We start from the raw sequence: 18,562 nt of genomic DNA, 5'->3' as shown, positions 1-18,562 counted from the left end.
AGGGGGGCTACTGAAGCTATTGCTTACCAATGAAGTGCAACGTGCCCAATTCGGCCGGTCAACGATCCTTGCTGATCTCAGTGAGAAGGCTGGAGAAAATAGACAAGGTTATGAGCGCGGCTGTCATGCCAAAATGATAGCGTTGATATAGTAAGTAGACATCCTACAACTTTTGATTAAAAGTTTATTGGCTTAAATTAATGTACGAGCGTGTCTTCTTCGATCCACAAGGAAAGATAATATGTTAGCAAGTAGTAAGCAGTACACAGAAAATATTGAGCTTGCGCCAAGTGACTGGTTGTTCTGGAAGGATGAAGACTTTAATAATTGGAGGCGACAGCATGACTTCCCTAGGATTGTCGCATTCTTGTTTGATAGTTTACCTTATTTTTCCTTATGGCTTTCTGAACAGGTTGGATTGACTGAAGCAGATTTGTTGTTTCACGGCCCGTCCAGATTCATAAAATCCTACGGAGAAAATGCAACGTATATCGAACACGACGTGGGAGTCTCAATTTTTAAAGAATTCCCCGCCAATGAAGTTGTAAGATATGAGTTTTTTGGAAAAAACGAATCTGGAAATACAGCTCGCTTTAAGATTTTGAGACAGGTTTTTTTTATAAGCTATATTGATTGGGCCTATTCCAGGATGGAATGGGCTTTTCCTAACAAGCTAAAAGACATCAGGGGTATCGCTCTGTTCTTTACGCCTTCAGGAAGAACATCAAAATCCTCAGACTATTTGAACAGTAATTCAAACATACAACTCAACATACCATTATTCATGCCAAGCTTTACCGCGGACTCATTAAAGTTAATGCCTTTTGTAAAGGCTCCACCGAGGCTCGAACTGCTCAAGCTTGGTGGAGGCGGAGTAGAAATAGCAGACGGTGTAGTGGGAGAAAAGAATCTCGAATTTACAAACATTGACAACCTGACGCTTATCTCTCCAATCATCACCAGCTTTCAAATTATCGCATTTTCCACATTGAGAAACTTCAAAGTTTTTGGTTCGATTCACGCGATAACGTTTCATCAATGTTCAGTTGAAATTACCGTAAAAAACGGCGGTTTATCTTCCTGTCAGTTTGAGCATGGCGATCACAAGATTGAGCTGAGCAACTCAAAGCTTGACATGTCTTCGATAAGGTCGCGGCGACTTGATCTGAAGCTGTCTGCTACCGAGCTTTTAGATTGTCGCTTAGAATATTCTGATATATTCAATTCCTCACCCAATGAAAAGAAAAACTTCCACAAGTCTGCAAAAATGATTTTTTCACACTTAGGGTATCCTGATTTGGCTGGAAAGCATTTTTTGACAGAGAAGAAATCAGACCGAAAACACAGGTGGGAAACTTTCTCAAGTGCTAAGTCTACCACCGGAATAGGGGGCAGATTATATGCGCTGATTGGTTACTTATGGATGTCTATACAAGAATTATATTGGGGGTATGGGGAGAGACCTTTTAATATAATACTATTTTCAATAGCTATTATTTCTATAACTTCGTCACTCGGTTATTTCAAGCAAGACTCTAGCACCTATAGCGATGCGTTAAGATCGATTACATTTTCCTTTCAGTCTTATACGAATGTCTCGATACTGGAAATAAATCAGGCCAGTGAAGCACTTAATATGATCGGGGCAGCCATGTCATTTTTTGGTTTGATATCAGTAGGCCTGCTGGTGGCTTCGTTGGCATCTAAGGCAAAAAACTATAACTAATGGAATATACAGAAAGAGGACAGATCTAGTGGGCACTTTCCGCTATTGGCCGACTCCCGCCTGGCGTGGCAGACAGAAATCGGCCAGGAGCGGACGTCGAGCATCTACAAAAGCGAATGCTATTTACTTCCTGCTCGAATGCATAGGCCAGCGCCTAAGCTGTCGCCCTGATGGAGCTACAGGGGCTGGTGCGGCACCTAACCCATACAGTTGTGTGCGGAACCAGTAGCTCACCGATGGCAGTCGTTAGCCTAGTAGTTTGAGTGATAGTTAAAAATTAGCTTTTCGTCTTTTTCGATCGCCAACCCACTAGCCAAAAACAGCGGTCTCAACCGATCTTGAAGCTCTGAGTCGACAAATTTTTCGATAAAATCTAATGGGAAATCACCAAGGGTTATCATTTCTTTTTTATAGAAGGATAGCCAGGATTTTTTCAATGCGCTCAAAACAGTATCTGCGGTGGTTATGGAGAACCGGCGATTAACAGGGTCTCCAGAAAATTCAAACGTATGCTTGAAGGAATATCCAGTTTCGTCACCTCCACTTTCCTTGCAGCGGGAGCACCTGCATTCACCTTCTCCAAATGCATCTTCTAAATATTTGTTGAATTGCCTGACTGGGGACGGGATGATTTCCGCGCGAGTATATTTTTTTATGGTTAAGTTACATAGCAGTAGGGAGGCTTGAATCTTAAGGTCCGGATTTTGAGCGGGCTTCAATAAGAATTCTATATAGTCTTTTCCTTTCGCGTTACCACCATAGCATGGGTGCGTGATAAGGGTTTGCAGCGCTTTGTCGCAGGCATCTTTAAAATCTGTTCTAACAAACATTATTACAGAAGCGTGTATGTCATTAGGAGTTGTGTAGCCGCAAACCTGTGATATCGCGTCGAACAGTACCATCGGACCATCCCAGAATTTGCACTCCGAAACTAATAAATTTCCAATTTCCTCTGATCCTTGAGGGTGGCTGATTACAATATCGCAATGCCCCAAAAAAGCATGGGTTTCAGCGGTGGCATTGAATCCTTTTTCTCGTAGCTCTGAGACAAGATGAGATCTTAAATTGGTTTCGCTAGCATTCACGTGAAGTTGGGCGTTCTGCTCCCAGTGCTTCACGCGTGTTCGAATGACCTGCATAGGGTCAAGCATACGCAGCGGTTGATAATTTGAAAGCCCTTTAAGTTCATTGATGAATTGCTGCGCTCGCTGTATGTCCGCCCACTGTTGCTCATACTGCCTGAGCATGTATTTGACAGTGTAGTTTGTTGGGTACTTACTATTTGCTTCATCCTCTGCGTGCTTGCGTATATTTTTGTAGTAGCCTTCTTCTGGCGTGGCGGATATCACCTGTGAAATGTATTCATCAAGTAGTACCGAGGAGTTTTTGAGGTCATTGGTGTTCAAACCACCAGCCAAGTAATGAGCACAGCTGCAACCTTCTTCATAAAGTTTTGCAATCTTGAAGTTCATACCTGCATCGAATTGAAATTCATGATGACTTTTAAGATACTTCCACTCTCTTTCGTGCGCCTGAAACCTCACCTCGAGAGTTTGTAGGTCATTCAAAATACTTTCCAGAGTCCTCACGTGATCTCCAATTCAGCGATAGGTCTTTCAGTTAACTTACGAAGCGTATTATGATGTTTCGATTTTTACACATGCGGTTTAGTTTTCGGTAGAGTTATGGGTGCTCAATCTGAGGGCGACAAATAAATCTATCTGGATTGCTCTTAAATCATTCAGTTATACTTATATCAATAATGGCGGCTGGCCTTTATCGCGATCAAGGTCGAATCATATACAATTTCCCCAGGGAAGCCAACTCACTACGAGATTTGACTATGGGGGCTATGTTTCGGGTCGCATTTGACCGGCGGTTTCTGGCCGACTTTTGTCGGTCGTCACAGCTCAGCCTCGGCCGTTCAGATCGCACAAGAGACTGCCGCTATTATTAGCGACAGTCTCAACTGATCTACTCAACTGACTTAGATAGCGCTTTGAATTTTTTTCCCTTTCAGTTGGATGGTCAGGTGAGGGGCACCGGACACGCTACCCTGCAATTCAAGGGTTCCATTTTCGTAGTTGACGTGTCCCTTTGCGTCAAGGGTGTAATTATCAACCCCAACCACATTTGTATTACCATCGCGCCACTTTCTCACAATGAATTGAGATTCAAACGAGCCCGATTCGGTAGGTACTTTCCCTTGATATAAGTAGTGAGGATCACCTCCATTTACTGTGCCATCTTTTACAACCACCAACCCATCACCGTAGTCACCAGTGCTTGCGCGAAAATCAACGTGAAAAATTCCATTTGTCATAACGAAACCTCAGTGGTCTAGGATCACTGAGCGTAGTCGTACCCTGAAAAATACTGAGAAGGTATTTTGTAACAGCGTGAATCGTACTTCTTTGCTGGGAGCATCCGACTGACTGCTATTGGCCGACTCTGTTGAAAAAGTCGGTTTGCACAAAACGCTCGAATACTGATGGGTGAAAACACCTGTTTTGCACGTCGTTACGAGAAATCCGAGTCCTGAACCTACTGCGAAAAATTCAGATTTCAATCTCAGGCGCGTATTTTTCTGCCGTGGAATTCGAAGCCGACTTTTTCAACAGAATCGGCCGATTGCTGCCCTTCAGGTGTTTTAATATTGCCCTTCAAGAAGCTTGCTTGGGCCAAGCTTGAGGCGTCTATGGCCGAGGACTTATGAACGCTTTATCAATGCAGCAACGAGTTCGAGGAAAAGATCATGAGCAGTGGCAAAAACGAACACAAAATCACTCTGCCCCCCGGCTCTCGATTGCGGCGACAGGCTGGTCCGTATGACTTAGATACCGGCCGTCCGTGTTACGCCGTCCAGGTAATCGCGCCGGATGAGCAGGCGAGACGCCAGGTCGAGGACAACTCACAGATCATGGGCGCTCCTGGCAAGCACTTTTATGTGTGGGATATCAAGAACGGCTCGACTTGGCCTGTTTTCCTGACCCTGACAGTGGATGGAGTGACGGTAGGCAAGGACAACGACTGACAAACTGTTCGAGGAAACCGAAGCATGGAGCCCCGTCATACGCTGATAGCTTTAGGTTTGATTATCGCCGCGATAATTGCGGCGAATACTTCAGCCTGCAATCCACCGGCACATACAGCATCCTCGACGCAGCAAGCGAAGCAGATCTGCGATGAAGTTTACGATGACAGCGAGGACGCTAGCGGATACGGCGATTGCGTCAACTCAGCAAAACGAAGTCTCGAAAATACTAATTGACGGAAAAAGGAAACTCCGCATTGAAATATCTCATCGTTTTAAGCGTCACCGTGCTCTTGGCCGGCTGTGGTCAGGAATCCAAGCCAGCAACTGTACTTCACCTTGCTCCGATCACACCCGGCGCCATTCCCGAAAAGATCGGCGGCTGCGGGGAAGGTTGTAAGAAACTGGACAAGTTTGCTAAGTGGCAACCGCTGCTCGCTCCGCTGGTTGAAATGCACCGCAGGCAGGAGAAGTGCTCCTCAGTTGAGTATGCGATGCCCGATACCGACTCTGACCCAGTGGACCCGAAGTTTTATGTACAGTGCAAAGAAGTGAGAAGCGGCCAGCTTTACAACACCTTCTACACTCGGACACAGATCGAGATGGGCACGCCGGCTACGAGTGATCCGGTTTCCCGTGCGTATGCGGAACCTCGTTGTGCAGGCCAATTGGCTGAGAAACTTCCCGGCGCTACAATTGCCAACCAAGGCTTTTACGAAGCTCCGAACGGCTCAGTACGTCTAACCTATGACTTAAAATTAAATGGCGTCGACAAGAAGGCGGCTTGTCTAGCTAGCCACGAGTCTGTTGAGTTCAACGTCGTCCGGTAGCTCAGTAATCAAGGAAAAATGACTCTCGCAATAAACGTGATTCTTGGCCTATCTCCGCAGCTGCAGGCACTGATTGACCAGGTGAAAGCCGAGGAAATTCGCTCAGTCCCCTCAAAGGGACGTGTCATGTAAAGTTGAGCCGTAAGACAAGAATTTTAAGGCCGTTAGAGGCGCTACATGGGGTCTGGAGATATTCCGATGAATTTTTTGAAAGTAATATTGGCTGTCACTTTTTTTGCTGCTGCTCCCTCATGGGCTGGAGATTTGACTGGACCTCAAAATAATGCAGTCAGATCAGCGAAGCAGTATCTCAGCATGACGGGCTTCTCACGGAATGGGCTTATTCATCAGCTTTCATCTGATGCTGGAGAGGGTTTCGACGTTTCTGACGCTACGATAGCAGTGGACAGCATGAATATTGATTGGAATCAGCAGGCGGTTAGGTCTGCGAAGCAGTATCTCAATATGATGGGCTTCTCGTGCAAAGGCCTCATTAAGCAACTTTCCTCGAGTGCTGGAGAAAAATACACTGTGGACCAAGCAACCTACGGGGCAAAACATGCAGATGGTTGCTGAAAAACGGCGTGATGAGTTCGCTCCGGTAATAAAGGAGGGTGTTCGTTGCGCAGAGACTTGGCTTGAGGGCTCATCATTACCGTTATGGTGGGCGCTGTCTCAGAACCGAAAACGTCATCGTCCAGGTGATCCGCAAGAGGCATTTGAAGCAGGTTTTTGCTGCGGTTGCAGCAGACGCTGATCATGCGACGTGAGGCAGTCACCTCCCAATCATCCAGCTTTGATGCCTGAGTCTGTAATTGATATTTGAGATTTGCTTTTCTCGCCAAAACCCTCCGATCAAGCGATCTTTGATCGCGCCGATCAGAGGGTTCACTCGCTTTTTCTCTCCGCCGCCGCGCTCTACCCCTCCATGTTCAAACTTCATGAACGCCACGCCTGCTTTCACTCGTCAGTAATTGCCCGCGATTTCCATCAAGCGCAGCGCCATTCAATGTGCGCGAATATTTTCGTTGGGCATGGATGTATGTGTGGCGACAGCGGCGACGCCGGCGACAACCCACGTAGAACGTGGTCTGGAGCATTGCGACAAAAGCGGCGACAGTCGCCACTTATTGCACGCGTTGACTATTACGCTTGACCGCTATTTCGAGTGAGTATAAAAATTGGCGCACGGATAGCGGTCGTTGACAGCACCTGCCCAGGTAGCCAGAACCTTAAAGGCTACGCCATTAGCGTGGTGGTTCTCCCAAAGTGCGATTAGCGTCCGGCGGCTCGCACGGTCACTCCCCAGGAGTGATGGATGCCTAATCGACTGTTCTGCCCACTGCGGCAGACGATGGACTTTCCTCGCTGCGCTGCAGCAACTTCATCTCTCGGCACACTTAGCTGCGCCAATCCGCGCCCGTCTCTTTCTCCTGGAAAGAGACGGGCGCTCGTACCGCTGCTGCAAGCCACGTCGTACAAGGCATTGCCGCAACTCTCCTCGTGACAATCGGCCTGACAAATCCGATTCGTCGCCATCCGCAATAACACAGGCACCAGTGCCGCAGCCCATGGAAAGGCTGCACCTGACTGACAGTCAGGCATGCCCCAGGTGCCGATGTTGTTGCCTTCTCCCGCTCAGGATCTCCAGGTGCCGAACTCGTCAGTCGGCACAGCCTCCACCCGCCCGCATCTTCGGATGCGTCTAAGGAGGCCAGATTCATGGGGTCATGCCCTTGCTCCCGGTCGTAAGGAGCCGTTCGTTCCACGTCAGTGAACACCTCACAGGCCGCAGGGGCCTTGATCCCTGATAACACTCAACAGCCGTGGCGGGACTACGTGAGGACAACCAGCAATGAACGAGGAGAGGGCCCATGCAGCAGTTAGATCCGAAGCTTGAGCTACCGCGACCACCTCGACCGCTGATTGAGTCGAATCCCGTGGCCCAGCCTTATCCAGTGCAGGCACTGGGTGGGATTCTTGGGCCTGCGGTAGAACGAATGGCCGGGGTCATCGGCGTGCCCCAGGCATTGGCCGCGCAATCAGTGTTGGCTGCCTCGGCGCTGGCCACTCAAGGTCATGCGGGCTTACAGCTCGACGGGAGAAATTATCCCCTGTCGCTGTACCTGATCACGGTGGCCGCGTCAGGTGATCGCAAGACCGCCGCAGACCGATGTGCGTTGCTGCCGGCACGGCAATGGGAGCGTGAACAGTGGCAGCGCTACCGCGAACAACTCGCCCTGTACCGTGCCGCACAGCGGCAGGCGCCGCTTATCAAGCCTGCCGATCTCTCCCCCGCAAACAGCGTACCGCTCGAGGCGGGGCCTTCCGCCCCTAGGCTGATCACCACGGATCCGACTATCGAGGCCCTGATCAAGGGACTCTGCCATGACTTGCCGAGCATGGGCCTGTTCTGTGACGAGGGCGGACAATTCCTCGGCAGCAGCACCATGAGTCGGGACAACCGTTTGAAAGCGGTCACGACCTTATCGTCACTCTGGGACGGTAGCCCGATTGATCGTGCTCGCTCTATGGCAGGCGAAAGCCTACGAGCATATGACCGACGCCTGAGCCTGCACCTGATGCTGCAACCGTATCTAGCCACGCAGTTACTCAGTGACCCGTTGCTGCAGGGGCAAGGCATTCTAGGGCGCTGCTTGATGACCTGGCCAACCAGTCTAGCCGGGCAACGTAGCTACCAGGCTGTCGACTTGTCCAAAGACGCCGCCCTCAAGCGCTATCATCACCGCCTTTCGGCTCTGTTTTATCAGCCTTGGTCACTTTCCGCTGACGGAGCCTTGCAGCTGTCAAAGCTGAGTCTCAGTCCGCTGGCGCGTCGTCGCTGGATTGACTTGCATGATGCTATCGAAGCTCAGCTGGGGGAGTTTGGCGAGCTGGCCAGCGTACGGCCCAGCGGATCAAAGGCCGCAGATAACCTGCTGCGTGTCGCCGGCATTCTTGCAGTTGTGGAGGAGAGCAGCGTCGTGGAGGTCGACCATATCCAACGGGCCTCCGCTTTAGTCGGCTACTACCTCAACGAGATCCAGCGCCTGACTGAGCAGGAGCCGGTGTGTCGAGTAAAAGAGGAGGCAGACCGGCTGCTGCGATGGCTACAGGTCAAAGATTGGAAGCGTTTCAGTATTCGTGAATTGAATCGCAACGGTCCCCGCTTTGCCCGCAAGAGCAGTCGTCATGCCGCCAAGCTGCTGGTCGAGTTGATTGATCATCAGTGGTTGATCACTGATGGCCACACCTTCGAGGTGCGCCATGTTTAATCTTGATGAAGCGCTGCGCAACCATCTGGCTCAGCGTCAAAAGGAGCCCAAAGCGCGATTTGTCGCCGCTACTGTCGCCACTTTGTCGCCACGCTCAAAACAAGGCAGGACAAGGGTTGTCGCCGCTGTCGCCAGTGTCGCCATCACCCATAAAGCTATCGCCTCTACGACAGCCATTATTCAATGGTTGAAAGAGGAGGGTGCGCATCTTTACGTCACCGACAACACGCTGTGTTTTCGCCCGACTGATTGGGCTCAGTTCGCGATTGTAAGTGCGCACTGGCGAGCCCTTTTGCATGATCTCGCGGCAGTCGATCAGGAACAGAAAAATGGCTCGGGTCGGTAAGCGAGTGGGGCGCAATTTCGGCTTCGGTCGCCAGCTCAGCTATGCCGGACCGCAAGCCTTGAAAGACCTGTTTGGCGACGGCCATTTTGCTACCGTTAAAGCCCATAGTGATCGCTGGCAGGCGTTCGTGCATTGGTGTCGATCCGATGAAGGACCGAGGGTCAACGACGCGCGCCAGATAGACCGCGAGATCCTCATGCGGTACGCCGTCCACGTGCGGGAGCAGGTTGATCAGGGCAACGTCGGCATTGCCACCGCGCAGAACCGACTGTCCAGCGTGAACCGAACGATGGCCGCGCTACGCGGTGATCAGTACGTCAAAATCCCGAGTCCGAGTAAGGCGCTGGGCTTGCAGCGCTCAAGCGTGCGTAGTGAGGCTCCGCAAGGCCAAGACCGTGCGCAGGTCGAGTTGATCGCGCGGGCGCTGTCAGATCGTCAGCAATCGAGGGTAAGTGCCATTTTGCTCCTCGCCCGTGAGACTGGTATGCGCCTGCGCGAAGCGATCCTGGCCGATCTGCCCCGACTGCAACGTGAGGTTCGGCAACTGGGCAAGATCAACATCCAGGATGGCACCAAAGGTGGTCGATCAGGGGCCTCGGCACCGCGCTGGATTACGGCAACGGATCAAGTTCGCGATGCCCTGGGTTGGGCCAGCGCGACCTTACCGAATGGCAGCCGGAATTTGTTGGCGCCCGACGAAAGCTATAAAGACTTTATGCAGGCAGTTGTGCGACCGGCACGGGACATCCTGCATGAGTATGGATTGAAAGGTTTTCATGACCTGCGGGCGGCCTACGCCTGTGAGCGCTATGAGCAGCTAATCGGCTTTCCTGCACCCGTTAATGGTGGCCGTGTTCATCAAGAGGATCGAGCACTTGATCAACGAGCCCGTAAGCAGATCAGCCACGAGTTGGGACATAACCGCATCGATGTGGTGAGTGCCTACATCGGAGGTCGGCGATGACGTCTGAGTTCGACATAGCGTTGTTTCTGAGCCCTGTGCTCAAAGGTGCGCATGCCACGCGGCAGCGGCACATCAGGCAAGCAGAAAGGATGCACGAGGTGATTCGTGAACGCTGGGGTTGCGCGACTCCCTGGTCCTGGAGAGAAAAGCACGTGAGATGGTTTCTGGAGCACTACCTGCGATGCTCAGCTCCAGCTACCGTCTACTACTACGAGTTAACAGCAGGGTTGATCCGCCTTAGAAAGGCAAAAGCCGTGGTTGCCTGATAGACCTTTAAGCGTGAGCCCCTGAGTATGGGAATGCGGAGCCTTCCCATACTCAGGGGCTTGGCCGAAGAAGCGCTGGCAAGCTCCACTACACGGATGGCATGAACTGTCGCCGTGATGTCAGCGTATCGGCACCACCTTGCGGTCCCTGGTTTGATTGATGGCCGACGCTGACAGGCTGCCGGTAGCCGCTTTCTGGATATGTTCACTCCACCAGGCCATCATCGGGCGCCGACGTTCGATGTAATCCGCCCGGTTGTAGGCGCTCCGAACTTCGTCCTTGTCGACATGCGCCAGCGCGACTTCGATCAGTTCCGGATCCCATCCATGCTCGTTCAGGATTGTGCTGGCCATGGAGCGCATGCCGTGGCTGACCAAGCGGTCCTGGAAACCCATCCGCTTCAACGCCATGTTGGCTGTTTGGCTATTCGCGTGGGTGCGCGGGTTTCTATCTGACGGGAACACATATTCCCTGTGGCCGCTATGGGGTTTAAGCGTCTCCAATAATGAGAGTGCATGTTCGGTCAACGGGATTGTATGCGGACGCCGCTTTTTCATTCGCTCCGGAGGGATGGTCCAGATGCGTTTGTCGAAGTCGATATCTGCCCATCGGGTGGTCGCCGCTTCGGAGGGGCGGGTCATGGTGTGCAGCTGCCATTCGATCAGGCAGCGGGTCGTCCGCTTGATGCTGGCGTTCGCGATTTCCATCATGAGCTCGGGAAGCTCATCAGCTGGTAGCGCGGCCATGTTCTCTTTTTTGGGTTTCTTGAAGACCGCTCGAATGCCGCTGAGAGGGTTAGCAAAGATCATTCCGGAATTGACCCCGTAGGTCATGATCTCGTTAAGGCGCTGACTCACTCGCTTAACTGTCTCGAGGCTGCCTTTGGCTTCAATCGGACGAAGGAGCTTGATGACCATTGGGGCGCTGACTTCCGAGAGAGGCGTTGATTTCATGCTCGGAAAAACATGCAGTGTCAGGGAGCGCCAAATGTCTTCGGCATACGCCGGCGTGACGGAATCCTTCTTCAGCTCGAACCAGGCGGTGGCCACGTTCTCGAAGGTGTGTTCCGTTTCCGCTCGTTTGGCTTCCTGAAGCTCATTGCGCTGAGCTTTTGGGTCGATGCCCTGTGCAAGCAGCTCTCTGGCCTCAACGGTTTTCTTTCTGGCTTGTGCAAGAGAAACCTCAGGATAAGAGCCGAGCGCCATGTTGATTCGATTTTTGGTGACGGGGTGCCGGTAGTTGAAATTCCATTGCATCGAGCGATTGACCCTGACTCGTAGCTGGAGCCCGTCGCCATCGGTGAGGACGTAATCCTTGTCTTTCGGTTTGACCGCCTTGAGCTGGCGGTCGGAGAGGCGGGTGGTTTGAGCGCACATGAGAAGTACTCCATGACACCTTTTGGTATTCCCAAGATTAGCGCCGGGTAGCCGGGAATACCATTGGGAATACCAAACCGTCTGGAACTCAAAAAACCTGGAGAGCCCCCCGCAGCCCTGAAACCCCCCGTATTCACTGGATTTCAGGCACAAAAAAAGACGTCCGTGGACGTCTTTAGATGATGAAGTGGTGGAGCCGGGGGGATTTGAACCCCCGTCCGCCAGTACTCCGCTGTCGGTACTACATGCGTAGCCGTTTCTATTAAGTTAACCCTCAGCGACCCGAAGGGCAGGGTGCTTTGGGCGAGTTGTGTAAGTTTTAGCCGCTTCGTCCACAACGTACTGCACGGCGATTCTGTTCTATATGACAATCACTTTGGGTTTACAGACATCCCCTGGTGATTGCTGGACCCGAAGGTACCAGAAGCTCAGGCTCTAAGGCTGCTTACGCAGCGATGGAGTTGTCCCAGCTTGGATTGGCGTCATTGGCAACTATAAGTAGTTGCAACAGTGGATTTACGAGTTCTGTTACCAACTCGGCATGCACCTAAAGTTTCGCGACCGGCGTCGAATCCTAAACGGCCCCGTGCTTGTAACTCGTTGTTTCATAGTGAGTGACAAGCCTGTGCAGTGTACGCCAAACCGTCACGGAAGGCCAACCCGAAGGTTGGCCCTGTCGTTTACTGGCCGCCTTTATCGAGGTTCTGTAGGTCTTGCAGGGCCTTGGAGGTGATTTCGATGCACTTCTTGTCATCACCGGCCGCGTGGGCCGCCTTGGCCTGGGAGACGGCCGTGTCGATTTCGCCGCTTTTGCCACTGGTGTCGGTGGCGAGCAGCGCTTTACCGTTGTTGATTTTGTCCAGGTTGATCTTGCACAGATCGGGCTCGCCAGCAGCGAAAGCAGGGGACGCCAGCATCGCAGCGGTAATGAACAAGCCAGCAAGAGCGGAACGCTTCATAGGGTATCTCCTTGCGCAAAAAGGCTCGACGCTGCTGGCGTTCAAGGGCTGCCAGCGACATCACTGATGGGCCTCGTTTGCCGAGGCCTATGCAGATGACTACACCGGTGCGCAGGGGTTCTGTTTTTTTTGCGGGATTAGTGGGCGCGAGCCTGGGTCACGCGATCCACGAGGTACACCAATCCGTGATAGTCGATGCCGCCATGCTGGCTCAGGCCTATCTCGCAGGTGCGGCTGGTGGAGATCCCTTCACTGCAAAACTGCACTGCATCCTTGAGGGAGCGCAGCGAGTGGGCGTTGAGTTCCGGCGTGGTGAAACCCTTGTCGCCGGCAAACCCGCAGCAGTGGATGCCTTCCGGGATCACCACGGTTTTCGCGCAACGACGGGCCAGGTCGATCAGCGCCTGGCTTTCCCCCAAGTGTTGCGTGCTGCAGGTGATGTGTACAGCGATCGGCGCCTCTTGCGGTGTGAAATCGAGACGGTCCATCAGGTGCGTACGGATGAAACGTACGGGGTCGTAGAGGTCCAGGCGCGTTTCGTCGAGGTCTTGCACCAGGCGTAGGGTGCAGGGGCTGGTGTCGCAATAAATTGGGTCCAGGCCGCCGCGGCTGGCATGGAGCAGGGCGCCGATCAGCTCCTGGCGTTTGTGTTCTGCCTGTTCGGCATAGCCTTTGGAAGCGAAAGGCTGACCGCAGCACAGGCTGTCCTGATTGTCGGGAAACACGACCTGGTAACCGGCTTTTTCCAGCAGGCCCTGGGTTTTTTCGTACAGCGACATCTGCTCTTTATCACCGGCCGCCGGCCCCATGGCGCGTGAGACGCAGGCCGCGAGGTAGACCACGCGTGGCCGCTCATCCGTCACCACCGGGCTGAAGCGAATGGCTTTTTCCGGTTGTGGCATGGCGTTGCTCCACTGCGGGATTTGCCCCTTGGAGAGCTTGGTCACGGTGGCCGACAGTTTCGCCAGGCGAGGCGCCCCCAGCAGCATGCGTGCGCCATTGGCTACATGCAGGGTAAAGCGCGCGCCTTGCAGGGCGGTGGCGAAATGGGTGGCCAGCCACTCGGCGGTTTTCGTACGGTTGGCGTCACGGCTTCGCAGTTTTTTCACGAGGTCGCCGGTATTGATTCCTACTGGGCAGCGCTGAGCGCATAAGCCCGTAGCGGCGCACGTGTCGATGCCCTGGTAGTGGTAGGCCGCTTCCAATTCGGTGGTGTCGACACCGGCGCGTTTTTTCGCCTGTATATCTCGCCAGATCACGATGCGCTGGCGCGGGCTCAACGTCAGGCCTTTCGATGGGCACACCGGTTCACAGAAGCCGCACTCAATGCACTTATCCACAAGCTCGTCGGCCGCCGGCAGGGGTTTGAGGTGCTTGAGGTGAATCTGCGGGTCTTCGCTGAGCACTACGTCCGGGTTGAGAATGCCGTTGGGGTCGAGCAGGCGTTTGAGTTGCCACATCAGTTGATAGGCATCGCTGCCCCATTCCAGCTCGACGAACGGTGCCATATTACGACCGGTGCCGTGCTCGGCTTTCAGTGAACCGCCGAACTCCACGGCCACCAATTGCGCGACGTCATCCATGAACGCTTGATAGCGTGTGACTTCATCCGCGCTGTTGAAGCCTTGGGTGAACACAAAGTGCAGATTACCTTCGAGGGCATGTCCGAAAAGGATGGCTTCGTCGTAGTGATGCTTGTCGAACAGTTCGATCAAGCGGTTCACGCCAATGGCCAGTTGCTCGACCGGGAAGGTGACGTCTTCGATGATTACCGTGGTGCCGGTTTTGCGTACAGCACCTACGGCGGGAAAGGTGTCCTTGCGGATTGCCCACAGGCGTGCGTTTTCCACCGGGTCTTCGGTGAAGTCGACCTGTTTCTCTACTGGGAAACCGTCCAGCGACGCCATGATCAGCGCCAGTTGCTCATGCAGCAATGACGGCGACGCGGCACGGGATTCAATCAGCAGGGCGCAGGCATTTTCTGACAAGTGCTGTACGAATGCGGGCATGCCCGGTTTGTTCTGCACGGAGCGCATGCTGCGTCGGTCCAGCAGCTCTACGGCCGATACCGGTTGGGTTTTCAGGACGGTGACTGCGTTGCAGCAGGTCTCCACATCCGGAAACACAATTAACGCCGACGCCTTGTTGGGATGATCGATCACGGTGTCGTAGGTGACTGCGCTGATAAATCCGAGCGTACCTTCGGAACCCACCAATAAATGGCTGAGAATATCCAGCGGATCATCAAAGTCCACCAGGGCGTTGAGTGACAGGCCGGTGGTATTTTTCAGACGGTATTTGTGGCGTATTTTGGCTGCCAATTCGGCGTTTGCCCGCGTCTCACGACCGAGTGTCGCCAAGCGCTCGAGCAGTGCGCCGTGCTGTTCACGAAACGCGGTAACGCTGGTTGTGTCTTCTGTATCGAGGCGACTGCCATCAGCCAGGACCAGACGAATTCCGGCCAGGGTGTGGTAGGTGTTCTGCGCCGTACCGCAGCACATGCCACTGGCGTTGTTGGCGACGATTCCGCCGATCTTGCAGGCATTGATCGACGCCGGGTCTGGGCCGATCTTGCGTCCGAATGGCGCCAGCCAGGCGTTAGCCTGTGCGCCGATCACACCGGGTTGCAGGCGGATCTGAGTGCCTTGCCCGCGAATCTCACGGCCGTTCCAATTGTCCCCCAGCACGATCAGCACCGAGTCGCTTATCGCCTGCCCGGACAGGCTGGTGCCGGCTGCGCGGAAGGTTACCGGCACACGTTCACGCTGGGCCAGTTTCAGCAGCGCCACCACTTCGTCTTCCGACTCGACGCGGATCACCAGTTGTGGGACCAATCGGTAAAAGCTGGCGTCGGTACCGAATGCGAGGGTGGAAAGTGGATCGTCGAAACGCCGACTTTTTGGGATCAACTGTGCGACGTCAGCAAGGAAAGCGGCAGGCAGACTCATTGGTCCTCCAGGATCAGCACCCCCTGGGCGCCGTATTGACACGATTGCGCAAAGCCGACACCGAGGTTACAGCCCGGCGTCGGTTATTACCCTATTGCTTGCGGCTTTAGTGCACGAGCATGCCGGTAAACCAGTAAGCCTGGGCCAGGGTGATCAGCCCGACGATCGTGGCGAAGAACAGGCTGTGCTTGAGCGTGAAGCGGAACAGGTCGGATTCCTTGCCCACCAATCCGGTAGCCGCGCAGGCCACGGCGATCGATTGCGGCGAGATCATTTTGCCGGTCACGCCGCCGCTAGTGTTTGCAGCTACCAGAAGCGTGTCATTGACGCCGATCTGGTGCGCCGTGGTGGCTTGCAGCGAGCTGAACAGGGCATTGGACGAAGTGTCGGAGCCTGTCAGGAAAACCCCCAGCCAGCCGAGGAAAGGCGAGAAGAACGGGAAGGCTGCGCCGGTGCCGGCCAATACCAGTGCCATGGTCGAAGACATGCCGGAGTAATTGGTGACGAAGGCGAATGCCAGCACCATGCCGATGGACAGGATCGGCCAACGCAGTTCGTAGAAAGTCTCTTTTAAAGTGGTAAGACCAATCTTGATGTTGATCTTCAGTACCAGCATCGAAATCAGTGCGGAGAAGAAAATCGCGGTGCCAGTCGCCGAGATCGGGTCCAGCTTGAATATTGCCGGAACTGCAGTCGGGTTGGTCACAATTGGTGCAACCTTGATCACCATTTGATCCAGGTGCGGGATCGCGAAGTTGAATACCCAGCTGTACATCGAACCGCCAGCGGCGAACATCGCCTTGAACGGTTTGAGAGTCCAGATGGTGACCAGCACGGTGAGGATCAGGAACGGTGACCAGGCCTTGAAGATCTGCCCCAGGCTGTAAGGCGAGGCAACGGTGCTGCGCGGCAGGCCGAAACCGCCGGCACTGGCGGTAATCGCTACGTCGGACGTGGCGCCGGCAATCTGCGCACCCGCAGTGCGTTTGGGTTGCCAGACTTTCAGGAACAGGGTCAGGGAGATCAGGCTGGCTAAGGCAGAGGTGATGTCCGGCAGTTCCGGGCCGATGAAATTGGACGTGAAGTATTGGGTAATGGCAAAGCTCAAGCCTGCGACCAGCGCAGCCGGCCAGGTTTCGCGAACACCACGCAGGCCATCCATCATGAATATCAGCCAGAACGGTACGAACAGCGACAGCAGTGGCAACTGCCGGCCGGTCATGGCGCCGATCTTGAAGGCATCGATACCGGTCACCTGCCCGGCAACGATGATCGGAATCCCCAGGGCGCCGAAGGCGACGGGGGCGGTGTTGGCAATCAGGCACAGGCCGGCCGCGTACAGCGGGTTGAAGCCCAGGCCTACCAGCAGTGCGGCAGTAATCGCCACGGGCGCGCCGAAACCGGCAGCACCTTCCAGGAATGCGCCGAAGCAGAAACCGATCAGCAGTACCTGTAGGCGTTGGTCATCGGTGATCGACAGGACAGAGCTGCGGATGATCTCGAACTGGCCGCTCTTGACGGTGAGTTTGTAGAGAAACACCGCCGCGACAATGATCCAGGCGATAGGCCACAGGCCATAGGCAAAACCGTAACCGGCGGCGGCCAGCGCCATGTCCACCGGCATGTGAAAGGCAAAGATCGCCACCAGTATCGATAAAGCCAGGGTGATGCTGCCGGCCACGTGGCCTTTGAGGCGAAACACGGCCAGAGCCAGGAAGAAGAACACGATCGGAATGACGGCGGCCAATGCGGACAGGCCGAGGCTGCCGAGCGGGCTGTAGAGCTGTTGCCAGGTTTGCATATGGGGTGGCCCCTAATTGTTGTTGGTCAGGCACTTTTCAGTCGACTTGGATAATTGGTAATACCAATTTACAATCGCTGGAGGCTAGGTTAAAAGTCTTCGGGGGATGTGTCAATTTGCCGCTCGCGAAACTTTGGTCGTAGCTCGGCAGGCGAGGTGGCCTGATTGGGTGAATCGAAGCGGTTCTGATAGGTGCTGGAAGGGCGGTGATAGGCCAGAATAGAGGCCCCGGCGAGTGGTCGGGATGGTGGAGAGTGAGTTATGGGGTTTGATCAGGTGCGTCAGCGCCGTTTGTCTGACGATATTGTCGAGCAGCTTGAGGGGATGATCCTCGAGGGCACGCTGAAGTCGGGTGAACGCTTGCCGGCCGAGCGCGCTTTGGCTGAGCAGTTTGGTGTGTCGCGTCCGTCGTTGCGGGAGGCGATTCAGAAACTGGCGGCCAAGGGCTTGTTGGTGAGCCGTCAGGGTGGGGGCAATTATGTTGCCGAGTCACTGGGCTCGACGTTCAGCGATCCGCTGTTGCACCTGTTGGAAAACAATCCCGAGGCCCAGCGTGACCTGCTGGAGTTTCGCCAGACCCTTGAAGCGTCCTGTGCTTATTACGCAGCATTGCGCGCGACTGAGGTCGACCGTGAGCGGCTGACCGCTGCATTCGAGGCGTTGCAGGATTGCTACGCCCGCGTTGATGAAGTGAGCCGGGTCGAGGAGGGTGCTGCGGATGCAAGGTTCCACCTGGCCATTGCGGAGGCCAGCCATAACGCGGTGTTGCTGCACACCATTCGCGGCTTGTTCGACCTGCTCAAGCGTAACGTGGTGACCAACATTGGTGGCATGTATCAGCAACGTACGGAGACGCGCGACATGCTGATCAGTCAGCACCGGGAACTGTACCTGGCGATTATCGAGGGGCGGGCCGAGCAGGCGCGGGAAGTCTCGACTCGTCACCTGGAATACGTGCAGGAAGTGTTGGAGGAAGTGCGTCAAGAGGTTCAGCGCGTGGCGCGTGCGGAGCGACGCAAGGGGATGTAGCCGAGGG

General features: G+C 54.1%; 16 protein-coding genes and 1 other RNA gene. 9 read left to right on the top strand and 8 right to left on the bottom strand.

Translation table 11 applies throughout. The annotated features are described in order from the left end of the window. The first annotated feature begins 241 nt into the window (after window positions 1–241). Entirely contained in the window at window positions 242–1,726 is a 1,485-nt protein-coding gene (locus AB1462_RS23900) for a hypothetical protein (RefSeq protein WP_367248049.1), read from the top strand. A 251-nt stretch (window positions 1,727–1,977) separates the two neighbouring features. Here AB1462_RS23900 and AB1462_RS23895 read toward each other — a convergent pair whose 3' ends face one another. Both AB1462_RS23895 and AB1462_RS23890 read right to left on the bottom strand, forming a co-directional pair. After that, window positions 1,978–3,294, bottom strand: a complete 1,317-nt coding sequence (locus tag AB1462_RS23895) for a hypothetical protein (RefSeq protein ID WP_367248048.1) — start codon at window positions 3,292–3,294, stop codon at window positions 1,978–1,980. A gap of 419 nt (window positions 3,295–3,713) precedes the next feature. Further along, complete coding sequence (locus AB1462_RS23890; RefSeq protein ID WP_367248047.1) at window positions 3,714–4,049, bottom strand: GrlR family regulatory protein; 336 nt, start codon at window positions 4,047–4,049, stop codon at window positions 3,714–3,716. A 432-nt stretch (window positions 4,050–4,481) separates the two neighbouring features. On the opposite strand from AB1462_RS23890, the gene AB1462_RS23885 reads away from it, so the two are divergent. From AB1462_RS23885 to AB1462_RS23875, 3 genes are all read left to right on the top strand, one after another. Then, on the top strand, window positions 4,482–4,760 hold the full coding sequence (locus tag AB1462_RS23885; protein WP_367248046.1) for a hypothetical protein: 279 nt from the start codon (window positions 4,482–4,484) through the stop codon (window positions 4,758–4,760). Between the two features lie 257 nt (window positions 4,761–5,017). Then, a complete protein-coding gene (locus tag AB1462_RS23880) occupies window positions 5,018–5,590 on the top strand; it encodes a hypothetical protein (protein WP_367248045.1) in 573 nt (190 codons plus the stop codon). Window positions 5,591–5,788: 198 nt separating this feature from the next. Continuing rightward, window positions 5,789–6,166, top strand: a complete 378-nt coding sequence (locus tag AB1462_RS23875; protein ID WP_028237301.1) for an Ltp family lipoprotein — start codon at window positions 5,789–5,791, stop codon at window positions 6,164–6,166. A 199-nt stretch (window positions 6,167–6,365) separates the two neighbouring features. On the opposite strand, the gene AB1462_RS23870 is transcribed toward AB1462_RS23875, so the two are convergent. Beyond that, on the bottom strand, window positions 6,366–6,533 hold the full coding sequence (locus AB1462_RS23870) for a hypothetical protein (protein WP_367248044.1): 168 nt from the start codon (window positions 6,531–6,533) through the stop codon (window positions 6,366–6,368). Between the two features lie 931 nt (window positions 6,534–7,464). On the opposite strand from AB1462_RS23870, the gene AB1462_RS23865 reads away from it, so the two are divergent. Genes AB1462_RS23865 through AB1462_RS23850 form a run of 4 tightly spaced genes read left to right on the top strand, consistent with a single transcriptional unit; the run spans window position 7,465 to window position 10,441 of the window. Further along, window positions 7,465–8,865, top strand: a complete 1,401-nt coding sequence (locus AB1462_RS23865) for a YfjI family protein (RefSeq protein WP_367248043.1) — start codon at window positions 7,465–7,467, stop codon at window positions 8,863–8,865. After that, the gene (locus AB1462_RS23860) at window positions 8,858–9,211 is read left to right on the top strand and encodes a hypothetical protein (RefSeq protein ID WP_367248042.1); all 354 of its coding nucleotides are present in this window, start codon (window positions 8,858–8,860) and stop codon (window positions 9,209–9,211) included. Before AB1462_RS23865 ends, AB1462_RS23860 begins: the two co-directional genes overlap by 8 nt. Then, a complete protein-coding gene (locus AB1462_RS23855) occupies window positions 9,195–10,175 on the top strand; it encodes an integrase domain-containing protein (protein ID WP_367248041.1) in 981 nt (326 codons plus the stop codon). The genes AB1462_RS23860 and AB1462_RS23855 overlap by 17 nt, the downstream gene beginning before the upstream one ends. Continuing rightward, window positions 10,172–10,441 carry a hypothetical protein gene (locus tag AB1462_RS23850; RefSeq protein ID WP_338648823.1) on the top strand — a complete coding sequence of 90 codons (270 nt, stop codon included), beginning with the start codon at window positions 10,172–10,174 and terminating at the stop codon, window positions 10,439–10,441. The genes AB1462_RS23855 and AB1462_RS23850 overlap by 4 nt, the downstream gene beginning before the upstream one ends. Before the next feature lie 120 nt (window positions 10,442–10,561). Here the strand turns inward: AB1462_RS23850 and AB1462_RS23845 are convergent, their stop codons facing one another. From AB1462_RS23845 to AB1462_RS23825, 5 genes are all read right to left on the bottom strand, one after another. Beyond that, on the bottom strand, window positions 10,562–11,818 hold the full coding sequence (locus AB1462_RS23845; protein ID WP_367248040.1) for an integrase domain-containing protein: 1,257 nt from the start codon (window positions 11,816–11,818) through the stop codon (window positions 10,562–10,564). Window positions 11,819–12,006: 188 nt separating this feature from the next. Then, window positions 12,007–12,404, bottom strand: a transfer-messenger RNA (tmRNA) gene (ssrA, locus tag AB1462_RS23840). Between the two features lie 94 nt (window positions 12,405–12,498). Beyond that, entirely contained in the window at window positions 12,499–12,777 is a 279-nt protein-coding gene (locus tag AB1462_RS23835; RefSeq protein ID WP_027605349.1) for a hypothetical protein, read from the bottom strand. A gap of 137 nt (window positions 12,778–12,914) precedes the next feature. Beyond that, window positions 12,915–15,725, bottom strand: coding sequence for an FAD-binding and (Fe-S)-binding domain-containing protein (locus AB1462_RS23830; RefSeq protein ID WP_367248039.1), 2,811 nt, complete (start codon window positions 15,723–15,725; stop codon window positions 12,915–12,917). 106 nt (window positions 15,726–15,831) lie between these two features. Further along, a complete protein-coding gene (locus AB1462_RS23825) occupies window positions 15,832–17,526 on the bottom strand; it encodes a lactate permease LctP family transporter (protein WP_259194794.1) in 1,695 nt (564 codons plus the stop codon). A gap of 261 nt (window positions 17,527–17,787) precedes the next feature. On the opposite strand from AB1462_RS23825, the gene AB1462_RS23820 reads away from it, so the two are divergent. Beyond that, complete coding sequence (locus tag AB1462_RS23820) at window positions 17,788–18,555, top strand: FCD domain-containing protein (protein ID WP_090399726.1); 768 nt, start codon at window positions 17,788–17,790, stop codon at window positions 18,553–18,555. Window positions 18,556–18,562: the final 7 nt, after the last annotated feature.

Origin of the sequence: Pseudomonas sp. SB113 (assembly GCF_040754745.1) — a bacterium.
Lineage (GTDB): Bacteria > Pseudomonadota > Gammaproteobacteria > Pseudomonadales > Pseudomonadaceae > Aquipseudomonas > Aquipseudomonas grimontii.
The sequence above is the reverse complement of the archived record's forward strand: the minus strand, read 5'-3'. Positions and strand labels throughout refer to the sequence as shown.